The organism is Streptomyces sp. NPDC028419, from assembly GCF_055565515.1.
Genome location: NZ_JBVHUE010000009.1, coordinates 52,411 through 68,972, shown reverse-complemented (window position 1 = coordinate 68,972; position 16,562 = coordinate 52,411). Strand labels below are relative to the sequence as shown.

At 71.5% G+C, this 16,562-nt stretch carries 17 protein-coding genes and 5 tRNA genes; 16 read left to right on the top strand and 6 right to left on the bottom strand.

Features of this window, described 5'->3' with window-relative positions; all coding sequences use genetic code 11:
* The first annotated feature begins 273 nt into the window (after positions 1 to 273).
* From ACZ4UB_RS13140 to ACZ4UB_RS13120, 5 genes are all read left to right on the top strand, one after another.
* A tRNA-Gln gene (locus tag ACZ4UB_RS13140) sits at positions 274 to 345 on the top strand.
* Positions 346 to 373: 28 nt separating this feature from the next.
* Positions 374 to 446 (top strand) — tRNA-Glu (locus ACZ4UB_RS13135).
* Positions 447 to 507: 61 nt separating this feature from the next.
* Positions 508 to 580: transfer RNA gene (locus ACZ4UB_RS13130), tRNA-Glu, on the top strand.
* 24 nt (positions 581 to 604) lie between these two features.
* Positions 605 to 676 (top strand) — tRNA-Gln (locus ACZ4UB_RS13125).
* Positions 677 to 694: 18 nt separating this feature from the next.
* Positions 695 to 767 (top strand) — tRNA-Glu (locus ACZ4UB_RS13120).
* 164 nt (positions 768 to 931) lie between these two features.
* On the opposite strand, the gene ndgR is transcribed toward ACZ4UB_RS13120, so the two are convergent.
* Positions 932 to 1,648 (bottom strand): IclR family transcriptional regulator NdgR, encoded by a 717-nt coding sequence (gene ndgR / locus ACZ4UB_RS13115; RefSeq protein WP_073911130.1) that lies wholly within the window; start codon positions 1,646 to 1,648, stop codon positions 932 to 934.
* 184 nt (positions 1,649 to 1,832) lie between these two features.
* Here ndgR and leuC point away from each other — a divergent pair, with 184 nt between their 5' ends.
* The 4 genes from leuC (at position 1,833) to ACZ4UB_RS13095 (ending at position 5,029) form a co-directional block, all read left to right on the top strand.
* Positions 1,833 to 3,257, top strand: a complete 1,425-nt coding sequence (gene leuC / locus ACZ4UB_RS13110; protein WP_468070201.1) for a 3-isopropylmalate dehydratase large subunit — start codon at positions 1,833 to 1,835, stop codon at positions 3,255 to 3,257.
* A 3-nt stretch (positions 3,258 to 3,260) separates the two neighbouring features.
* Positions 3,261 to 3,854: a 3-isopropylmalate dehydratase small subunit gene (gene leuD, locus ACZ4UB_RS13105; protein WP_468070200.1), complete on the top strand. Its 594-nt coding sequence runs from the start codon at positions 3,261 to 3,263 to the stop codon at positions 3,852 to 3,854.
* 125 nt (positions 3,855 to 3,979) lie between these two features.
* Positions 3,980 to 4,207 carry an SCO5555 family protein gene (locus ACZ4UB_RS13100; protein ID WP_330332835.1) on the top strand — a complete coding sequence of 76 codons (228 nt, stop codon included), beginning with the start codon at positions 3,980 to 3,982 and terminating at the stop codon, positions 4,205 to 4,207.
* A gap of 144 nt (positions 4,208 to 4,351) precedes the next feature.
* Entirely contained in the window at positions 4,352 to 5,029 is a 678-nt protein-coding gene (locus tag ACZ4UB_RS13095; RefSeq protein ID WP_354380059.1) for an HU family DNA-binding protein, read from the top strand.
* 92 nt (positions 5,030 to 5,121) lie between these two features.
* Here ACZ4UB_RS13095 and ACZ4UB_RS13090 read toward each other — a convergent pair whose 3' ends face one another.
* On the bottom strand, positions 5,122 to 5,328 hold the full coding sequence (locus ACZ4UB_RS13090) for a hypothetical protein (RefSeq protein WP_283459872.1): 207 nt from the start codon (positions 5,326 to 5,328) through the stop codon (positions 5,122 to 5,124).
* 49 nt (positions 5,329 to 5,377) lie between these two features.
* The gene (gene cofC / locus ACZ4UB_RS13085) at positions 5,378 to 6,019 is read right to left on the bottom strand and encodes a 2-phospho-L-lactate guanylyltransferase (RefSeq protein WP_468070199.1); all 642 of its coding nucleotides are present in this window, start codon (positions 6,017 to 6,019) and stop codon (positions 5,378 to 5,380) included.
* Positions 6,020 to 6,241: 222 nt separating this feature from the next.
* Here cofC and ACZ4UB_RS13080 point away from each other — a divergent pair, with 222 nt between their 5' ends.
* From ACZ4UB_RS13080 to ACZ4UB_RS13070, 3 genes are read left to right on the top strand one after another with little or no spacing between them, the layout of a single operon-like run.
* The gene (locus ACZ4UB_RS13080; protein ID WP_468070198.1) at positions 6,242 to 6,994 is read left to right on the top strand and encodes a lysophospholipid acyltransferase family protein; all 753 of its coding nucleotides are present in this window, start codon (positions 6,242 to 6,244) and stop codon (positions 6,992 to 6,994) included.
* On the top strand, positions 6,991 to 8,001 hold the full coding sequence (locus ACZ4UB_RS13075) for an NAD(P)H-dependent glycerol-3-phosphate dehydrogenase (RefSeq protein ID WP_468070197.1): 1,011 nt from the start codon (positions 6,991 to 6,993) through the stop codon (positions 7,999 to 8,001). The genes ACZ4UB_RS13080 and ACZ4UB_RS13075 overlap by 4 nt, the downstream gene beginning before the upstream one ends.
* Before the next feature lie 39 nt (positions 8,002 to 8,040).
* On the top strand, positions 8,041 to 9,198 hold the full coding sequence (locus ACZ4UB_RS13070; RefSeq protein ID WP_468070196.1) for a D-alanine--D-alanine ligase family protein: 1,158 nt from the start codon (positions 8,041 to 8,043) through the stop codon (positions 9,196 to 9,198).
* An 83-nt stretch (positions 9,199 to 9,281) separates the two neighbouring features.
* Here the strand turns inward: ACZ4UB_RS13070 and ACZ4UB_RS13065 are convergent, their stop codons facing one another.
* Together ACZ4UB_RS13065 and ACZ4UB_RS13060 are read right to left on the bottom strand one after the other, a co-directional pair.
* Positions 9,282 to 9,782 carry a DUF3515 domain-containing protein gene (locus ACZ4UB_RS13065; RefSeq protein ID WP_468070195.1) on the bottom strand — a complete coding sequence of 167 codons (501 nt, stop codon included), beginning with the start codon at positions 9,780 to 9,782 and terminating at the stop codon, positions 9,282 to 9,284.
* Positions 9,783 to 9,805: 23 nt separating this feature from the next.
* Positions 9,806 to 10,039, bottom strand: coding sequence for an Lrp/AsnC ligand binding domain-containing protein (locus tag ACZ4UB_RS13060; RefSeq protein ID WP_351040055.1), 234 nt, complete (start codon positions 10,037 to 10,039; stop codon positions 9,806 to 9,808).
* Between the two features lie 236 nt (positions 10,040 to 10,275).
* Between ACZ4UB_RS13060 and ACZ4UB_RS13055 the strand changes: the two genes are divergently transcribed.
* Both ACZ4UB_RS13055 and thiD read left to right on the top strand, forming a co-directional pair.
* Positions 10,276 to 11,256: a thiamine-phosphate kinase gene (locus tag ACZ4UB_RS13055; RefSeq protein WP_354380065.1), complete on the top strand. Its 981-nt coding sequence runs from the start codon at positions 10,276 to 10,278 to the stop codon at positions 11,254 to 11,256.
* Entirely contained in the window at positions 11,253 to 12,059 is an 807-nt protein-coding gene (gene thiD / locus ACZ4UB_RS13050) for a bifunctional hydroxymethylpyrimidine kinase/phosphomethylpyrimidine kinase (protein ID WP_468070194.1), read from the top strand. Before ACZ4UB_RS13055 ends, thiD begins: the two co-directional genes overlap by 4 nt.
* A 122-nt stretch (positions 12,060 to 12,181) precedes the next feature.
* Here thiD and rpmB read toward each other — a convergent pair whose 3' ends face one another.
* On the bottom strand, positions 12,182 to 12,367 hold the full coding sequence (gene rpmB / locus ACZ4UB_RS13045) for a 50S ribosomal protein L28 (protein WP_073911113.1): 186 nt from the start codon (positions 12,365 to 12,367) through the stop codon (positions 12,182 to 12,184).
* 244 nt (positions 12,368 to 12,611) lie between these two features.
* On the opposite strand from rpmB, the gene ACZ4UB_RS13040 reads away from it, so the two are divergent.
* Positions 12,612 to 14,270 carry a DAK2 domain-containing protein gene (locus tag ACZ4UB_RS13040; protein ID WP_468070193.1) on the top strand — a complete coding sequence of 553 codons (1,659 nt, stop codon included), beginning with the start codon at positions 12,612 to 12,614 and terminating at the stop codon, positions 14,268 to 14,270.
* 61 nt (positions 14,271 to 14,331) lie between these two features.
* Positions 14,332 to 16,542, top strand: a complete 2,211-nt coding sequence (gene recG, locus ACZ4UB_RS13035; protein ID WP_468070192.1) for an ATP-dependent DNA helicase RecG — start codon at positions 14,332 to 14,334, stop codon at positions 16,540 to 16,542.
* The last annotated feature ends 20 nt before the right edge of the window (positions 16,543 to 16,562 follow it).

The window sequence follows — 16,562 nt, the reverse complement described above, 5'->3', positions numbered from 1 at the left end:
CCCGGGGGGCGCGAGAGGTGGGGTTGATCGCGGTCTGGCGCGACGGGGAGGGGGGGAGCGACCTTGGGCTCCGCCCCCCCCCCCGCCACCGTCCCCGAAGGGGTGCACCGGATCACCGGGCTCGCACAGCTTCCGTCCCTGCTGGCCGGTGATACCCGTTTTGGAGCACGGTCAGGCATCCGGTAATGTTCTTTCTGCGCCGCCGGTGCGGGCCGCAAGGCCGGAACGGAAGCGCAAAACCAAACAAACCCCCCGCAAGGGGTTGCGTTTTGGTGGGCTATAGTGTAATTGGCAACACGAGGGTTTCTGGTTCCCTTATTCTAGGTTCGAGTCCTGGTAGCCCAGCGCAGTGCAAGTAGTAACGCAGTGCTTTGCCCCCGTTGTGTAGCGGCCTAGCACGCCGCCCTCTCAAGGCGGTAGCGCCGGTTCGAATCCGGTCGGGGGTACAGATCCTTCCCGCGAGATCTCCAGGGTCGCACCCGGACGTCACGATGCAGGATCGCTAGGGCCCCCGTTGTGTAGCGGCCTAGCACGCCGCCCTCTCAAGGCGGTAGCGCCGGTTCGAATCCGGTCGGGGGTACTGTCTAGCTGGTCTAGACCACTATGGGCTATAGTGTAATTGGCAACACGAGAGTTTCTGGTTCTCTTATTCTAGGTTCGAGTCCTGGTAGCCCAGCGCAGTAACTGCAAGCAGGCCCCCGTTGTGTAGCGGCCTAGCACGCCGCCCTCTCAAGGCGGTAGCGCCGGTTCGAATCCGGTCGGGGGTACGCACAGGAGAGGCCCTCCGCGATCATCGCGGAGGGCCTCTTCGTCGTTTCCGGACGCCGGGGGTACAAGTACGGACCCGAGGGCGCGCGTTCGGACGTGTGCGGCGTCGTACGCGCCCCCGGGTCCGGGGGAGTGGAAGGGTGGGGCGTAGGCCCGGAGGGGCTCAGCCGGAGCGGCGCAGGGCCTCGCTCAGTCGGGCGGCCGCGTCGATGACGGCCTGGGCGTGCATGCGCCCCGGGTGCCGGGTCAGCCGCTCGATCGGCCCGGAGACCGATACGGAGGCCACCACGCGGTTCGAGGGACCGCGCACCGGCGCCGAGACGGAGGCCACACCGGGCTCCCGCTCGCCGATCGACTGGGCCCAACCGCGGCGACGTACGCCGGACAGGGCCGTGGCCGTGAACCGCGCGCCCTGCAGGCCGCGGTGGAGCCGCTCGGGCTCCTCCCAGGCCATCAGGATCTGCGCGGCCGAACCGGCCTTCATCGGGAGCGTGGAGCCCACCGGGACGGTGTCCCGCAGACCCGACAGCCGTTCGGCCGCCGCCACGCAGATGCGCATGTCGCCTTGACGCCGGTAGAGCTGCGCGCTCTCGCCCGTCACGTCACGGAGGTGCGTGAGCACCGGTCCCGCCGTGGCCAGCAGACGGTCCTCGCCGGCCGCGGCGGCGAGTTCCGCCAGCCGCGGTCCGAGGATGAACCGGCCCTGCATGTCCCTCGCCACCATCCGGTGGTGTTCCAGTGCCACGGCCAGGCGATGTGCCGTGGGTCGTGCGAGCCCTGTCGCCGCGACCAGCCCGGCGAGGGTGGCCGGACCGGACTCCAGTGCGCTCAATACCAGAGCTGCCTTGTCGAGAACGCCGACGCCGCTAGAGTTGTCCATGAAACGATATTCGCGTCTCACACTGTGAAACGCAAGTTCAATTTTTCCAAGAACCAGCGAGTCTGTATGTGCAGGTCCACGAACCACGGGGCCTGAGCTGCCGTCCGTCACGTGGGGTACGGGCCGATCGGTGGCGGGAAATCTCTAGAAGCGCCGGCTCAACCTGCCGGCCGGAGGGAAAGCGATGGGTAGGACACTCGCGGAGAAGGTCTGGGACGACCACGTCGTCCGGCGCGCCGAGGGCGAGCCCGACCTCCTCTACATCGACTTGCACCTGCTGCACGAGGTGACCAGCCCCCAGGCCTTCGAGGGTCTGCGGCAGGCGGGCCGCCCGGTGCGGCGCCTCGACCTCACCATCGCCACCGAGGACCACAACACCCCCACCCTCGACATCGACAAGCCCATCGCGGACCCGGTCTCCCGGGCCCAGCTGGAGACGCTGCGCAAGAACTGCGCCGAGTTCGGCGTCCGGCTGCACTCGCTGGGCGATGTCGAGCAGGGCGTCGTCCACGTCGTGGGACCCCAGCTGGGCCTGACCCAGCCGGGCACCACCGTGGTCTGCGGCGACTCGCACACCTCCACGCACGGCGCCTTCGGCGCGCTGGCCTTCGGCATCGGCACCAGCCAGGTCGAGCACGTCCTGGCGACCCAGACGCTGCCGCTGGCCCGCCCCAAGACGATGGCGATCACCATCGAGGGCGAACTGGCCGAGGGCGTCACCGCCAAGGACCTGATCCTGGCCATCATCGCCAAGATCGGCACCGGCGGCGGCCAGGGCTACATCCTGGAATACCGCGGCGCCGCCATCGAGAAGCTGTCGATGGAAGCCCGCATGACCATCTGCAACATGTCGATCGAGGCGGGCGCCCGCGCCGGCATGATCGCCCCGGACGCCACCACGTTCGAGTACCTCAAGGGCCGTGACCACGCTCCGGTCGGCGCCGACTGGGACGCGGCCGTCGCCTACTGGCGGACGCTGCGCTCGGACGACGACGCGGTGTTCGACGCGGAGGTCGTCGTCGACGGCACCGCGCTGTCCCCCTTCGTCACCTGGGGCACCAACCCGGGCCAGGGCGCGCCGCTGTCGGCCAACGTCCCCGATCCGGCTTCGTACGAGGACGCTTCGGAGCGCAACGCCGCCGAAAAGGCCCTGGAGTACATGGGGTTGACCGCCGGACAGCCGCTGCGCGACATCCGGGTCGACACCGTCTTCGTAGGTTCCTGCACCAACGGCCGCATCGAGGACCTGCGCGCCGTCGCGGGCATCATCGAGGGCCGCAAAGTCGCGCGAGGCGTACGGATGCTGGTCGTCCCGGGTTCGGTCCGGGTCGCCCTGCAGGCGATGTCCGAGGGCCTGGACAAGGTCTTCACGGATGCCGGCGCCGAATGGCGGCACGCGGGCTGTTCGATGTGTCTGGGCATGAACCCCGACCAACTGGCCCCTGGTGAGCGCTCCGCGTCCACCTCGAACCGCAACTTCGAAGGCCGGCAGGGCAAGGGCGGACGCACCCACCTGGTCTCCCCGCAGGTGGCCGCGGCCACCGCGGTGCTCGGCCATCTGGCCTCTCCCGCCGACCTGACCGACGCCACCGCGACCGCCGGAGTCTGAACCATGGAAGCCTTCACCACCCACACCGGCCGGGCCGTGCCGCTGCGTCGCAGCAACGTCGACACCGACCAGATCATCCCCGCCCACTGGCTGAAGAAGATCACCCGTGACGGATTCGAGGACGGGCTCTTCGAGGCCTGGCGCAAGGACCCGGCGTTCGTCACGAACCAGCCGGAGCGCGCGGGGGCGAGCGTCCTGGTCGCCGGCCCCGACTTCGGCACCGGCTCCTCGCGCGAGCACGCCGTCTGGGCCCTGCAGAACTTCGGCTTCAAGACGGTGATCTCGGCCCGCTTCGCCGACATCTTCCGCGGGAATTCCCTCAAGAACGGCCTGCTGACGGTCGTGCTGCCGCAGGAGACGGTCGATCGGCTGTGGGAGCTGACCGAGGCCGACCCCACCGCCGAGATCACGGTGGACCTGGTCGCCCGGGAGGTCCGAGCCGAGGGCGTCGTGGCCGAGTTCGAACTGGACGACAATGCCCGTTGGCGTCTCCTGGAGGGTCTGGACGACATCTCGCTCACCCTTCAGAACGAAGGGGACATCGCGTCCTACGAAAGCGTCCGGCCGAGCTTCAAACCGCGCACGATTCAGGCCTGATCAGCGCTTATTCACCTTGAGTGAACTCGTCTTGGCCAGTGTGCCCCCCGCCTTCCGGCGGGGGGCACACGCGTTTGTTGAGGCCCCATGAGGCGACAACTCGCCCCAGATGGCACAATCTGTGCATGGAACGCGACAGTCAACTCGAGCTCTACGGACTTGTCGCGGACCGGCTGAAAGAAGCGCACACAAGGGTGCGCTCGCTGCAAGTCCCGGAGGGCGTAAGGATGGCGCTGTCCCGGAAGCTGTTGGTCGCCACGGCAGCGGCGAAGCACGATCTCGCCGATGCGGCAAGGCGCCTGGACAGGTTGATGAAGGACCTCGACGAGGGTCGATTCCCTGAAGGCGACTGATGCGAAGGAACTCCGTAACGGCCTACATCGTTGCGGCACTAGGGTGATTAGCCCGTTTCGTGTTTGATTTGCGGTATATATCCGCCTAACGTGCGAAATAAGCTTGAACACATTCGTTCTGGCGAAGTCTCCGAAGGGGAAGACGTGAACAAGGCGCAGCTCGTAGAAGCGATTGCCGACAAGGTGGGCGGCCGCCAGCAGGCCGCGGACGCCGTCGACGCGGTGCTCGACGCGATCGTCCGTGCGGTGGTCGCCGGCGACCGGGTCTCGGTCACGGGCTTCGGCTCGTTCGAGAAGGTCGACCGCCCGGCCCGCTACGCCCGTAACCCGCAGACGGGTGAGCGCGTCCGGGTCAAGAAGACCTCGGTCCCCCGCTTCCGCGCGGGTCAGGGCTTCAAGGACCTGGTCAGCGGCACCAAGAAGCTGCCCAAGGGCGGCGAGGTGTCGGTCAAGAAGGCGCCCAAGGGCAGCCTGACCGGCGGAGCTTCCGCGACGGTCAAGAAGGCCGCGGCCAAGAAGGCCACCACCGCCAAGAAGGCGGCGGCGAAGACCGCGGTCGCGAAGAAGACCACCGCGAAGAAGACCACCGCCACGGTGGTCAAGAAATCCGCCGCGAAGACCACGGTCGCGAAGAAGGCCACCCCGGCCGCCAAGAAGGCCGCCACGGTCAAGAAGGCCACGGCGACCGCCAAGAAGGCCACCGCCACGGCCAAGAAGACCGCCCCGGCGGCCAAGAAGGCCACCGCCGCGACGAAGGCGCCGGCGAAGAAGACGGCGACGCGCAAGGCCACCGCGAAGAAGACCACCGCCCGCAAGAAGTAAGCGCACGGGCGACGTCACACACGTCGGGCCGGCCCCCCATGCCAGGGGGGCCGGCCCGCGGTGTTGTCCGGACCCGGCGGGCCCGCCCGGTGCTACACGAAGGTCTGCAAGGTGATCAGGGTGATCCGCAGCCCCGCACCCTCGCCCTCGGTCTCGATCCGCACCCGCTGCCCCGCGCGCAGCAGCCGCAGGCCGCCCGCGTCGAACGCCGCGGCCTCGAAGGGCACCGGGGTGCCGTCGTCCAGCAGCACACTTCCGCCGCGGGTCTGGGAGTCGTAGGTGAACGCCGTTGCCTGCATGAGCGCAGCTTAAGGGCTTGCCCCGCGGGCGCGGGGCGGGAGTCGGCGGTCACCGGGCCTCGCGGCGCAGCACGGGCGCACCGGCCCGCAGTCGGGCGCCGTGACGTCCCGTATGGGGGCCCAGGCCCAACAGCAGAGCCTCCCGCAGATCCGCCGCCGTATCGACGTCCCTGCGCACGCTGTCGACGCCGCGGAGCGTGATTTCCGCCGCACCCGACGCGGAATGCCGGGCCCGCGACCGGCCGCCGAAGGCGGGGGCCAATTCGACGCCCGGGGCAGCGGAAAGCAACGTCGTTCCGATTCCTGCCGCATCGGCCAGGAATGCCCGGGGGAATTCCGCCGAGTTTTCGAGCACCCGTTGCAATTCCGAAGGCCGTAGCGCGGGCAGATCCGCGTTCATCGCGGCCACCGCGGCCCACGGCCGGACCTCCCGGACCGCCCCCGCGCCATGGGCCAGCGCCGCGTTGAGCCCGGCCGCGGGCCGGTCCGCCACGATCCGCGCGCCCAGCGCGGCCAGTTCCATCCCGGCCAGCGGATCGTCCGTGACGACCACCACATCCCGGACCGCCGCGCAGGTCAGCGCCGCCGCCACGGTGTCCTGGGCGAACGCCAGCGCGAGCCGCGGCCGGTCGGCCCCGGCCGCCGCGGCCAGCCTGCTCTTGGCCACGGAGAGCGGCTTGAGCGGGATCACCAGGCTCCAGACGGCGTTCGTGGCCGACCCCTTCCCCCTGGACGTGTCATGGACGCGTTCTCGCACACGCGTCGGCCCATTGTCACCCCCTCCCGGGCAGCCCGGCGGTCCGGCGGCGTGAGCGGGGCGTACGGTGTTCTCGACAGAGACCGGACCCGGAGAGAGACTTGTCCGGGCCGGCCGGGCGCCCGCCGCGCACCGGTCCTAGAGGAAGGTGTCCGAGTGTCCCGCCGCAGAATCGGCTTCTGGTACCGCCTGGCGGCGGTCATCGCGAAACCGCCGCTGGTAGTGCTCTTCAAGCGGGACTGGCAGGGAATGGAGCACATTCCGGCCGAGGGCGGATTTATCACCGCCGTCAATCACAACTCGTATCTGGACCCGCTCTCCTACGCGCACTTCCAGTACAACACCGGCCGGGTGCCGCGATTGCTCGCGAAGGCCGCCCTCTTCAAGGTGCCGATTGTCGGTTCGATCCTGCGCGGATCCGGACAGATCCCCGTCTACCGGGAGACCACGAACGCCCTCGACGCATTCCGGGCGGCCGTCGACGCGATCGAGCGCGGGGAATGCGTGGCCTTTTACCCGGAGGGCACCCTCACCCGCGATCCCGACCAGTGGCCCATGGCCGGCAAGACCGGCGCCGCGCGGGTGGCCCTGCTGACGAAGGCGCCCGTCATCCCGGTGGCCCAGTGGGGCGCGAACCTCGCGGTGCCGCCGTACGCCAAGGAGAACAAGGTCCGGCTCTTCCCGCGCAAGACCCTCCAGGTGCTCGCCGGACCGCCCGTGGACCTCTCCGAGTTCTACGGCAAGGACCCGACGCCGGACGTCCTCAAGGCCGTCACCGAAGTCATCATGGCGGCCATCACGGAGCTGCTGGAGGAACTGCGCGCAGAGACCGCTCCCGCGCAGCCGTACGACCACCGCAAGGCCAGGGTGGAACAGCGGCGCAAGGCCGCGGGGGAGGGCGAGAAGTGACGCGTACCGTCAAGGCTGCCGTGTTCGGAACCGGCTCGTGGGGCACGGCCTTCGGCATGGTGCTCGCCGACGCGGGCTGCGAGGTGGTCCTGTGGGGCCGCCGCGCCGAAGCGGTCGAGGCCATCAACACCGGCCGGTCCAACCCGGACTACCTCCCGGGCGTCGCACTGCCCGAGAACCTGCGCGCCACCACCGACGCGGCCGAGGCCGCCCGGGGCGCCGACTTCGTCGTCCTCGCCGTCCCTTCGCAGACCCTGCGCGGCAACCTCGCCGAATGGGCCCCGCTGCTCCCCGCCGACAGCGTGCTCGTCTCCCTGATGAAGGGCATCGAACTCGGCAGCGCCAAGCGGATGAGCGAGGTCATCGAAGAGGTGGCGAAGGTCCCCTCCGAGCGCGTCGCCGTGGTCACCGGCCCCAACCTGGCCCGCGAGATCGCCGCCCGGCAGCCCGCCGCCGCCGTGGTCGCCTGCGTCGACGAGGGCGTCGCCCAACGCCTCCAGACGGCCTGCCACACCCCGTACTTCCGCCCGTACACCAGCACCGACGTCATCGGCTGCGAGCTCGGCGGCGCCGTCAAGAACGTCATCGGCCTCGCCGTGGGCATCGCCGACGGCATGGGCCTGGGCGACAACACCAAGGGCTCCCTGATCACCCGGGGCCTCGCCGAGGCCACCCGGCTGGGCCTGGCCATGGGCGCCGACCCGCTCACCTTCTCGGGCCTCGCGGGCCTCGGCGACCTGGTCGCCACCTGCTCCTCGCCGCTCTCCCGGAACCACACCTTCGGCACCAACCTCGGCCGCGGGATGACCCTGGAGGAGACCATCGCGGTCACCAAGCAGACCGCGGAGGGGGTCAAGTCCTGCGAGTCGGTGGCCGATCTGGCCCGCCGCCACGGAGTGGACATGCCCATCACGGACACCGTGGTCGACATCGTCCACCAGGGCAAGCCGCCGCTGGTGGCCCTGAAGGAGCTCATGGGGCGCAGCGCCAAACCGGAACGCCGCTGACTCCGTTCCGGTACACGGACCGGGTACCCTCGGACCGATATGAGCAGCCAGAACTCTTCCCAGAGCCCTGACCAGCAGGGTCGCAAGCCGCGCGTGGCCGTCGTGTTCGGCGGCCGCAGCTCCGAACACGCCATCTCGGTCGTCACTGCGGGCGCGGTTCTGCGTTCCATCGACCGGTCCAAGTACGAGGTGCTGCCCATCGGCATCACCACGGACGGCCGGTGGGCCCTGACGGCCGACGAGCCCGAGCGGATGGCCATCGCCGACCGCAAGCTCCCCAGCGTCGAGGACCTGGCCGACTCCGCCGGGGGCACCGTGGTGCTCCCGGTCGACCCGGCCAACCGCGAGGTCGTCTACACCGAACCCGGCGTCGTGCCCAAGGCGCTGGGCGAGGTCGACGTCGTCTTCCCCGTCCTGCACGGTCCCTACGGCGAGGACGGCACCCTCCAGGGCCTCCTCGAACTGTCCGGCATCCCCTACGTCGGCTCGGGCGTCCTCGCCTCGGCCGTCGGCCAGGACAAGGACTACATGAAGCGGGTGTTCACCTCCTTCGGGCTGCCGGTCGGCCCGTACGTGACCATCCGCCCCCGCGAGTGGGAGCACGACGAGAGCGCCGCCCGCGAGAAGATCGTGGCCTTCGCCGCCGAACACGGCTGGCCGCTGTTCGTGAAGCCGGCCCGCGCCGGGTCCTCGATCGGCATCACCAAGGTCGACGATCCGTCCGGCCTCGACGAGGCCCTCAAGGAAGCCCAGCGCCACGACCCGAAGATCATCGTGGAGGCGCTGCTGCGCGGCCGCGAGATCGAGTGCGGAGTGCTGGAGTTCGAGGACGGTCCGCGCGCGAGCGTGCCCGCCGAGATCCCGCCGGTCTCCAGCCACGACTTCTACGACTTCGAGGCGAAGTACATCGACTCCGCCTCCGGTCTGGTCCCCGCCCCGCTGACCCCGGAGCAGACCGCGGAGGTCCAGCGCCTCGCGATCGAGGCCTTCGAGGCCGCGTCCTGCGAGGGCCTGGTGCGCGCCGACTTCTTCCTCACGGAGGACGGCACCTTCGTCATCAACGAGATCAACACGATGCCGGGGTTCACCCCCATCTCCATGTACCCGCGGATGTGGCAGGAGACCGGCGTCGCGTACCCGGAGCTGGTCGACCGTCTGATCCAGGCGGCCCTGCGCCGCTCCACCGGACTGCGCTAGCGCGGCCCCGGTACGACGTACGAGAACCGCCCGCCGGGTCACGGATCCGGCGGGCGGTTCTCGATGGGCGGGGCGGGGAGCGGTCAGTAGGAGGAGATGCCCTCGGGCACCGTCTTCTTGACCGCGGCCGACAGGGGCACCAGGAGACCGGCGTCCTTCGCGTGGTCCTTGTCCACCGTGACCTCGGTGTACGCCAGGCGCAGCCCGGTGGTGAAGCGGAAACCGCCACCGTCGAGCTGCTCCAGCAGCCACCCGACGCCGTTCACCTCGACGCCGTCCTGTGCGGGATCCGACATCGCGGGGGGCTTGGGGATACCGCACCGCAGTACGATCGCCGAGCCGCCCCACGCGGCGGTCAGGTCGGAAGACGGCCTGGCGGGCGAACGCTTGAGGCCGGCCACCGTCTCCGGGAGCTCCTCGTGCAGCGCGGCACAGAGCCGCGCGACCTCGGCCGGCGGCGTGGGGGGCGGAGCCACCCGGGCCCCGGCGGTACCCGGGGAGCAGCCCGCGAGGACTGCCACGGCGAGTACGGCCATCGGGGCGGGCAGGGCCAGCAGACGGACGGGCCGGTGGTGGAGGGACATCACCGGCCAAGAGTAGACGGGGGCTACAAATGGACGACCGGGCAGGTCAAGGTGCGGGTGATGCCCTCCACCTGCTGGACCTTCGCGACCACCATGCGGCCGAGTTCGTCCACGGTGTCGGCCTGGGCCCGCACGATCACGTCGTACGGCCCCGTCACGTCCTCGGCCTGGATCACCCCCTGGATCCGGCCGATCGACTCGGCCACCACCGATGCCTTGCCCACCTCGGTCTGGATGAGGATGTACGCCTGTACCACGGAACCTCCAGAGCGGCCGCGAGGATCATTTCCCCTAATCTTCGGGTGGGAAATCCCGGGCCCGGGGAGAAAGGGACGCCACGGTACCGCGTCGCCGAGCGCCACGGGGAGACCCGGGTGCCCGGTGCCACGCGCAGCGGGGCGTACGGGGAGCAGAAGTTGACGTATCTGTTGACGGTACCCAGAGCTGGGACGGCTCGCGACCGCGAGCGGACTGGGCCAGAAGGAGCACAGCGATGAAGGGCACTGTCGGCGAGCTGGGGGAGTTCGGGCTCATCAAGGAGCTGACCTCACGGCTGACCACCACCCCCGCGGTCCGGCTCGGACCCGGTGACGACGCCGCCGTCGTGTCCGCGCCCGACCGGCGGGTCGTGGCCAGCACGGACATCCTGCTGGAGGGACGGCACTTCCGGCGCGACTGGTCCACCGCCTACGACGTCGGACGCAAGGCCGCCGCGCAGAACCTGGCCGACATCGCCGCCATGGGCGCGGTGCCGACGGCGCTGCTGCTCGGCCTCGTCGTACCGGCCGAGCTGCCGGTCACCTGGCCGACCGAGCTGATGGACGGGCTGCGCGACGAATGCCAGGTCGCCGGCGCGGCCGTGGTCGGCGGGGACGTCGTGCGCGGGGACACCATCACGGTGGCCATCACCGCCCTCGGCGACCTGCGCAACCACGACCCCGTGCTGCGCTCCGGCGCCCGGCCGGGCGACGTCGTCGCCGTCACCGGCTGGCTCGGCTGGTCCGCGGCCGGCTTCGCGGTGCTCTCCCGGGGGTTCCGCTCCCCGCGGGCCTTCGTCGAGGCGCACCGGCGCCCCGAACCGCCCTACCACGCGGGCCCCGCGGCCGCCGGACTCGGCGCCACCGCCATGACCGACGTCAGTGACGGGCTGGTCGCCGACCTCGGCCACATCGCCGAGGCCAGCAAGGTCCGCATCGACCTGCGCTCGGCCGCCGTCGACATCCCGACGCAGATGCACGACATCGGTCAGGCCGTCGGCGTGGACCCGCTCCAGTGGGTGCTCACCGGGGGAGAGGACCACGCGATCGTGGCCACCTTCCCGCCCGACGTGAAGCTCCCGGCCCGCTGGAAGGTCATCGGCGAGGTGCTCAACCGCTCCGCGCTGCCCCAGGTGACCGTGGACGGCGCCCCCTGGACCAGCAGCGGCGGCTGGGACCACTTCGGCGCCGACCCGGCGCAGGAACCCCCGCGATGAGCGGTGCGCCACCGCTGTGCCTGACCGTCGCCGGATCCGATTCCGGCGGCGGGGCGGGCATCCAGGCCGACCTCAAGACCATGCTGGCCCTCGGGGTGCACGGGATGAGCGTGGTCACCGCCGTGACGGCCCAGAACTCCCTCGGGGTGCGCGGGGTGTGGGAACTGCCCGCGGAGGCCGTGGCGGCCCAGTACCGGGCCGTGGTGGACGACATCGGGGTCGGGGCGGTCAAGACCGGCATGCTCTCCTCCGCGGTCCTGGTGGAGACCGTGGCCGCGCTGCTGGCCGAGACCGCGGCTCCGGCCGTGGTCGACCCCGTCGGGGTCTCCAAGCACGGGGACGCGCTGCTCGCCGCGTCCGCGCTGGAGGCCGTCCGCACGCGCCTGCTGCCGCGGGCCACCGTGGCCACCCCGAACCTCGACGAAGTGGCCCAGCTCACGGGCGTGCGGGTGGAGAGCGAGGACGACATGCGGCGGGCCGCCGGGGCGATCCTCGGGTACGGGCCGCGCTGGGCCCTGATCAAGGGCGGCCACCTCGCCCCGGGCCACCAGGCCGTGGACCTGCTCAGCGACGGCTCCACGGAGCTGTGGCTACGGGCGCCCCGCCACGACAACCGGCACACGCACGGCACCGGCTGCACCCTGGCCAGCGCGATCGCCGCGGGCCTGGCCAAGGGCCTGGACGTGCCGGCGGCGGTCACCGCGGCCAAGGACTACGTCACGGGCGCCATCGCGTCCGGCTTCGCCCTCGGCGAGGGCATCGGCCCGGTGGACCACGCCTGGCGGTGGCGGTCACAGGACTAGGTCGTCCCCGCCGGCCGCCGACGGTCCGGGAGCGTGCCCGGAGAAAGACAAAAGACCGGCCCACCGAGGTGGACCGGTCTTTTTGGCAACCGGAAAGGGCTGCGCTACGACGACGGAAGGCGTCAGCGCGAGACCTTGCCGGCCTTGATGCACGAGGTGCAGGCGTTGAGGCGCTTCGGCGTCCCATTGACCACGGCACGGACGCGCTGGATGTTCGGGTTCCAGCGACGCGAGGTGCGGCGGTGCGAGTGGGAGATGCTGTTGCCGAAGCTCGGCCCCTTGGCGCAAACGTCGCAGTTGGCAGCCACAGGTCACTCCAAAGACTTCAGATGCAATTACAGTGAAACCGGCGCACCGGAATCAGAGATCTGAAGTGGTTTGCCGGGGGAATGGCCCGACTCTCATCGGGCAACCGGAGCAGCATACAACGACTGCGTCCGTCCAAGAAAACTACCATGGCGGCCGCGGACCCCGTCCCGGGTGCACCCCGGATCCCGGGCCGTCCTTCGTTACCCTGCGGTGAACCCTCGCCCGCCCAAGGAGGAACACCCGGTGCCGCACGAGCCGCACAGCCTGGACGCCGCCGCGGTGCGCACCTGGAGCTCCCTGACCCTGGCCGCACTGGGCCGGGCCCGCGAGGACATCGACGCGATCAACGTCTATCCGGTCGCCGACGCCGACACCGGGACCAACCTCTACCTGACCGCCTGCTCGGCCGCCCGGGCGCTGGAAGCCGCCTTCGACGCCCCGGCCGATGTGAGGGAGGGCACAGCGCGCGGCGCCGCCTCCACCTCGCTCGGCGAGGCCGTACGGGCCTACGCCCACGGAGCCCTCACCGGGGCCCGCGGCAACTCCGGGACGATCTTCGCGCAGCTGCTGCGCGGAGTGGCCGACGTACTCGGCGGGGAGCCCCGCGCGACGGCGTCGGGCGGACTGCTGGCCGGGGCGCTCGCCCGGGCCGCGGAATCGGCGTACCAGGCCGTCGCGCACCCCGTCGAGGGGACCATGCTCACCGTCGCCGCCGCGGCGGCCACGGCCGCCGGCGCCGCCGAGGCGGCCGCCGGGAGCGCGGCCGACGTGGCGCACGCCGCCTACGAGGGGGCCCGCGCGGCCCTCGCCGAGACCCCGGGGCAACTGGCCGCGCTGGGCCGGGCCGGGGTCGTCGACGCCGGGGGCTGCGGGATCGTCGCCGTGCTCGGGGCGCTGTGGCAGGCCCTGTCCGGGCAGGAGGTGCCGCTGGAGCCGGTGCGCGGGCGGGCCGTCGCCGTACCGGCGCAGCCGCAGCCCTGCGACGAGGAGCCGGACGGCCCCGCGTACGAGGTGACCTACCTGCTCGACGCCCCCGACCCGGCCGTCGACCTGCTGCGCGGGACGCTGGACGCCCTCGGCGACTCGCTCGTGGTCATCGGCGGCGACGGACTGTGGAACGTCCACGTCCACGTCGACGACCCCGGCGCCGCCGTGGAAGCCGGAGTGGTCGCCGGACGGCCCTACCGGATCCGCATCACCCACTTCGGCGACGAGCGGCGCCGCGCCCGCACCGAGCGCGCCCAGCGGGCCGTGGTCGCCGTCGTCCAGGGCGAGGGCCTGGCCGGGCTCTGCCAGGAAGCGGGCGCGACCACCGTGCTCGCGCTGCCCGGCGAACCGCCCGTCGCCGCCGAGATCGCCGCCGCCGTGCGGCGCGCCCACGCCCGCGAAGTGGTCCTGCTGCCCGGCGGCGCCGAACAGCGCGCGGCCGCCGCGGCCGCCGCCGAACAGGCGCGCGCCGACGGCGTACGGGTCGCCGTCATCCCCACCCGGTCCGCCGTCCAGGGCCTGGCCGCCCTCGCCGTGCACGACCCGGACGCCAGCTTCGACGAGGACGTCGTCGCCATGACCGCCGCCGCGGGGGCCACCCGCCACGGCGAACTCGCCATCGCCGAACGGCAGTCCTTCACCTCGGCCGGCATCTGCCAGGCCGGGGACGTCCTCGGGCTCATCGACGGCGACGTCGCGGTCATCGGATCGGAGCTCGCGGAGACCGCCGAAGCCGTCCTGGAACGGATGCTGGGCTCCGGCGGCGAACTCGTCACCCTGGTCCTCGGCCCGGAGGTGCCCGACGCGCTCGCCGCGCGCCTGGAGGCGTACGTGCAGCACGGGCACCTGGCCGTGGACACCCTCACCTACCGGGGCGGCCGCTACTCGGCGCCCCTGCTCATCGGCATCGAATAGGCGCCGGGCGGAGGGCCGCCGGCGGGCCGGGACCGGGTCGCGTGCCCGCGTTGTCACAGGGATGGTGTGCAATGAACGGGTGCCCGCGCTCGACGAAGATCTCAAGAAGACCCTCGGCCCCGCCACCGCCGAGGTGCTGGCCGAGCAGCTCGGCCTGCACACGGCCCTGGACCTGCTGCACCACTACCCGCGCCGGTACGCCGAGCGCGGGGAGCTGACCTCCCTGGCGGAGCTGGCCGACCAGATCGACGAGCACGTCACCGTCGTCGCCCAGGTCGCCGACGCCCGCGTGCTCACCTTCAACGGGGGGCGCGGCAAGCGGCTGGAGGTGACCATCACCGACGGCAGCGGCCGGCTCCAACTCGTCTTCTTCGGCGCGGGCGTCCACAAACCGCACAAGGACCTGCTCCCCGGCAGCCGCGCGATGTTCGCGGGCAAGGTCTCGATGTTCAACCGCAAGCTCCAGCTCGCCCACCCCGCCTACGAGCCCCTGGGCCTGGACGCCACCACGGCCGAGGCGGTCGACGCCTTCGCCCAGCAGCTGATCCCGATCTACCCGGCCTGCAAGCAGTTGGAGTCGTGGAAGATCGCCAAGGCGGTCGACGCGGTCCTGCCCAGCGCCCAGGAGGCCGTGGACCCGCTGCCGCCCGCGCTGCGCGAGGGCCGCGGGATGCTCCCGCTCACCGAAGCCCTCCTCAAGATCCACCGGCCCCGCACCAAGGCCGACGTCGAGGCCGCCCGCCAGCGGCTCAAGTGGGACGAGGCCTTCGTCCTCCAGGTCGCCCTGGCCCGGCGCCGCCACGCGGACACCCTGCTGCCCGCTGTCCCGCGCCGCCCCGCCCCCGACGGCCTGTTGGACGCCTTCGACGCCAAGCTCCCCTTCACCCTCACCGACGGCCAGCTCACGGTCTCCCGGGAGATCTTCGACGACCTGGCCACCGACCACCCCATGCACCGCCTCCTCCAGGGCGAGGTCGGCTCGGGCAAGACCCTGGTCGCCCTGCGCGCCATGCTCGCCGTCGTCGACTGCGGCGGGCAGGCCGCGATGCTCGCGCCCACCGAGGTGCTCGCCCAGCAACACCACCGCTCGATCACCGAGATGATGGGCGAACTCGCCGAGGGCGGCCTGCTCGGCGGCTCCGACCGGGGCACCAAGGTGGTGCTGCTCACCGGCTCGATGGGCACGGCCGCGCGCCGCCAGGCGCTCCTGGACCTGATCACCGGCGAGGCCGGGATCGTCATCGGCACGCACGCCCTGATCGAGGACAAGGTCAAGTTCCACGACCTCGGCCTCGTCGTGGTCGACGAACAGCACCGCTTCGGCGTGGAGCAGCGCGACGCCCTGCGCTCCAAGGGCAAGCAGCCCCCGCACCTGCTCGTGATGACCGCGACCCCGATCCCGCGGACGGTCGCGATGACCGTCTTCGGCGACCTGGAGACCTCCGTCCTGGACCAGCTCCCGGCCGGACGCTCCCCGATCGCCACCCACGTGGTGCCCGCCAAGGACAAGCCGCACTTCCTCACCCGGGCCTGGGAGCGGGTCCGCGAGGAGGTGGAGAAGGGACACCAGGCGTACGTGGTCTGCCCGCGCATCGGCGACGGCGAGGACGACCCGAAGGCCGCCAAGAAGAAGGCCGCGGCGGAGGAGGAGGACAAGCGCCCGCCGCTCGCCGTGCTGGACATCGCCGAGCAGCTGGCGAAGGGCCCGCTCGCCGGGCTGTCCGTCGAGGTGCTGCACGGCAGGATGGACCCGGCCGACAAGGACGCCGTGATGCGCCGCTTCGCCGCGGGCGAGGTGAAGGTGCTGGTCGCCACGACCGTCATCGAGGTCGGGGTGAACGTACCCAACTCCACGGTGATGGTGATCATGGACGCGGACCGGTTCGGGGTCTCCCAGCTCCACCAGCTGCGCGGTCGCGTCGGCCGCGGCTCCGCCCCCGGACTGTGCCTGCTGGTCAGCGAGATGCACGAGGCCAGTCCCGCCCGGGCCCGGCTCGCCGCCGTCGCCGCCACCCTCGACGGCTTCGAACTCTCCCGGATCGACCTCGAACAGCGCCGCGAGGGGGACGTCCTCGGCCAGGCCCAGTCGGGCGTGCGTTCCTCGCTGCGGATGCTGTCCGTCATCGAGGACGAGGAGGTCATCGCGCAGGCCCGCGAGGAGGCCGCCCGGGTCGTCGCCGAGGACCCCGAGCTGACCGGGCTGCCCGGCCTGCTGACCGCGCTCGCCGCGCTGCTCGACACCGAGCGCGAGCAGTACCTGGAGAAGGGCTGACCAGGAGGTCCTATCGTGGA

Excerpts from the sequence above, each read along its gene's own strand:
- leuC (WP_468070201.1), top strand. The coding sequence starts at position 1,833 with ATGGGTAGGACACTCGCGGAGAAGGTCTGGGACGACCACGTCGTCCGG.
- thiD (WP_468070194.1), top strand. The coding sequence starts at position 11,253 with ATGAGCGGTGCGCCACCGCTGTGCCTGACCGTCGCCGGATCCGATTCC.
- ACZ4UB_RS13090 (WP_283459872.1), bottom strand. The coding sequence starts at position 5,328 with ATGCAGGCAACGGCGTTCACCTACGACTCCCAGACCCGCGGCGGAAGT.
- recG (WP_468070192.1), top strand. The coding sequence starts at position 14,332 with ATGGTGTGCAATGAACGGGTGCCCGCGCTCGACGAAGATCTCAAGAAG.
- ACZ4UB_RS13065 (WP_468070195.1), bottom strand. The coding sequence starts at position 9,782 with ATGTCCCTCCACCACCGGCCCGTCCGTCTGCTGGCCCTGCCCGCCCCG.
- ndgR (WP_073911130.1), bottom strand. The coding sequence starts at position 1,648 with ATGGACAACTCTAGCGGCGTCGGCGTTCTCGACAAGGCAGCTCTGGTA.
- ACZ4UB_RS13100 (WP_330332835.1), top strand. The coding sequence starts at position 3,980 with ATGGAACGCGACAGTCAACTCGAGCTCTACGGACTTGTCGCGGACCGG.
- ACZ4UB_RS13055 (WP_354380065.1), top strand. The coding sequence starts at position 10,276 with ATGAAGGGCACTGTCGGCGAGCTGGGGGAGTTCGGGCTCATCAAGGAG.
- leuD (WP_468070200.1), top strand. The coding sequence starts at position 3,261 with ATGGAAGCCTTCACCACCCACACCGGCCGGGCCGTGCCGCTGCGTCGC.
- ACZ4UB_RS13070 (WP_468070196.1), top strand. The coding sequence starts at position 8,041 with ATGAGCAGCCAGAACTCTTCCCAGAGCCCTGACCAGCAGGGTCGCAAG.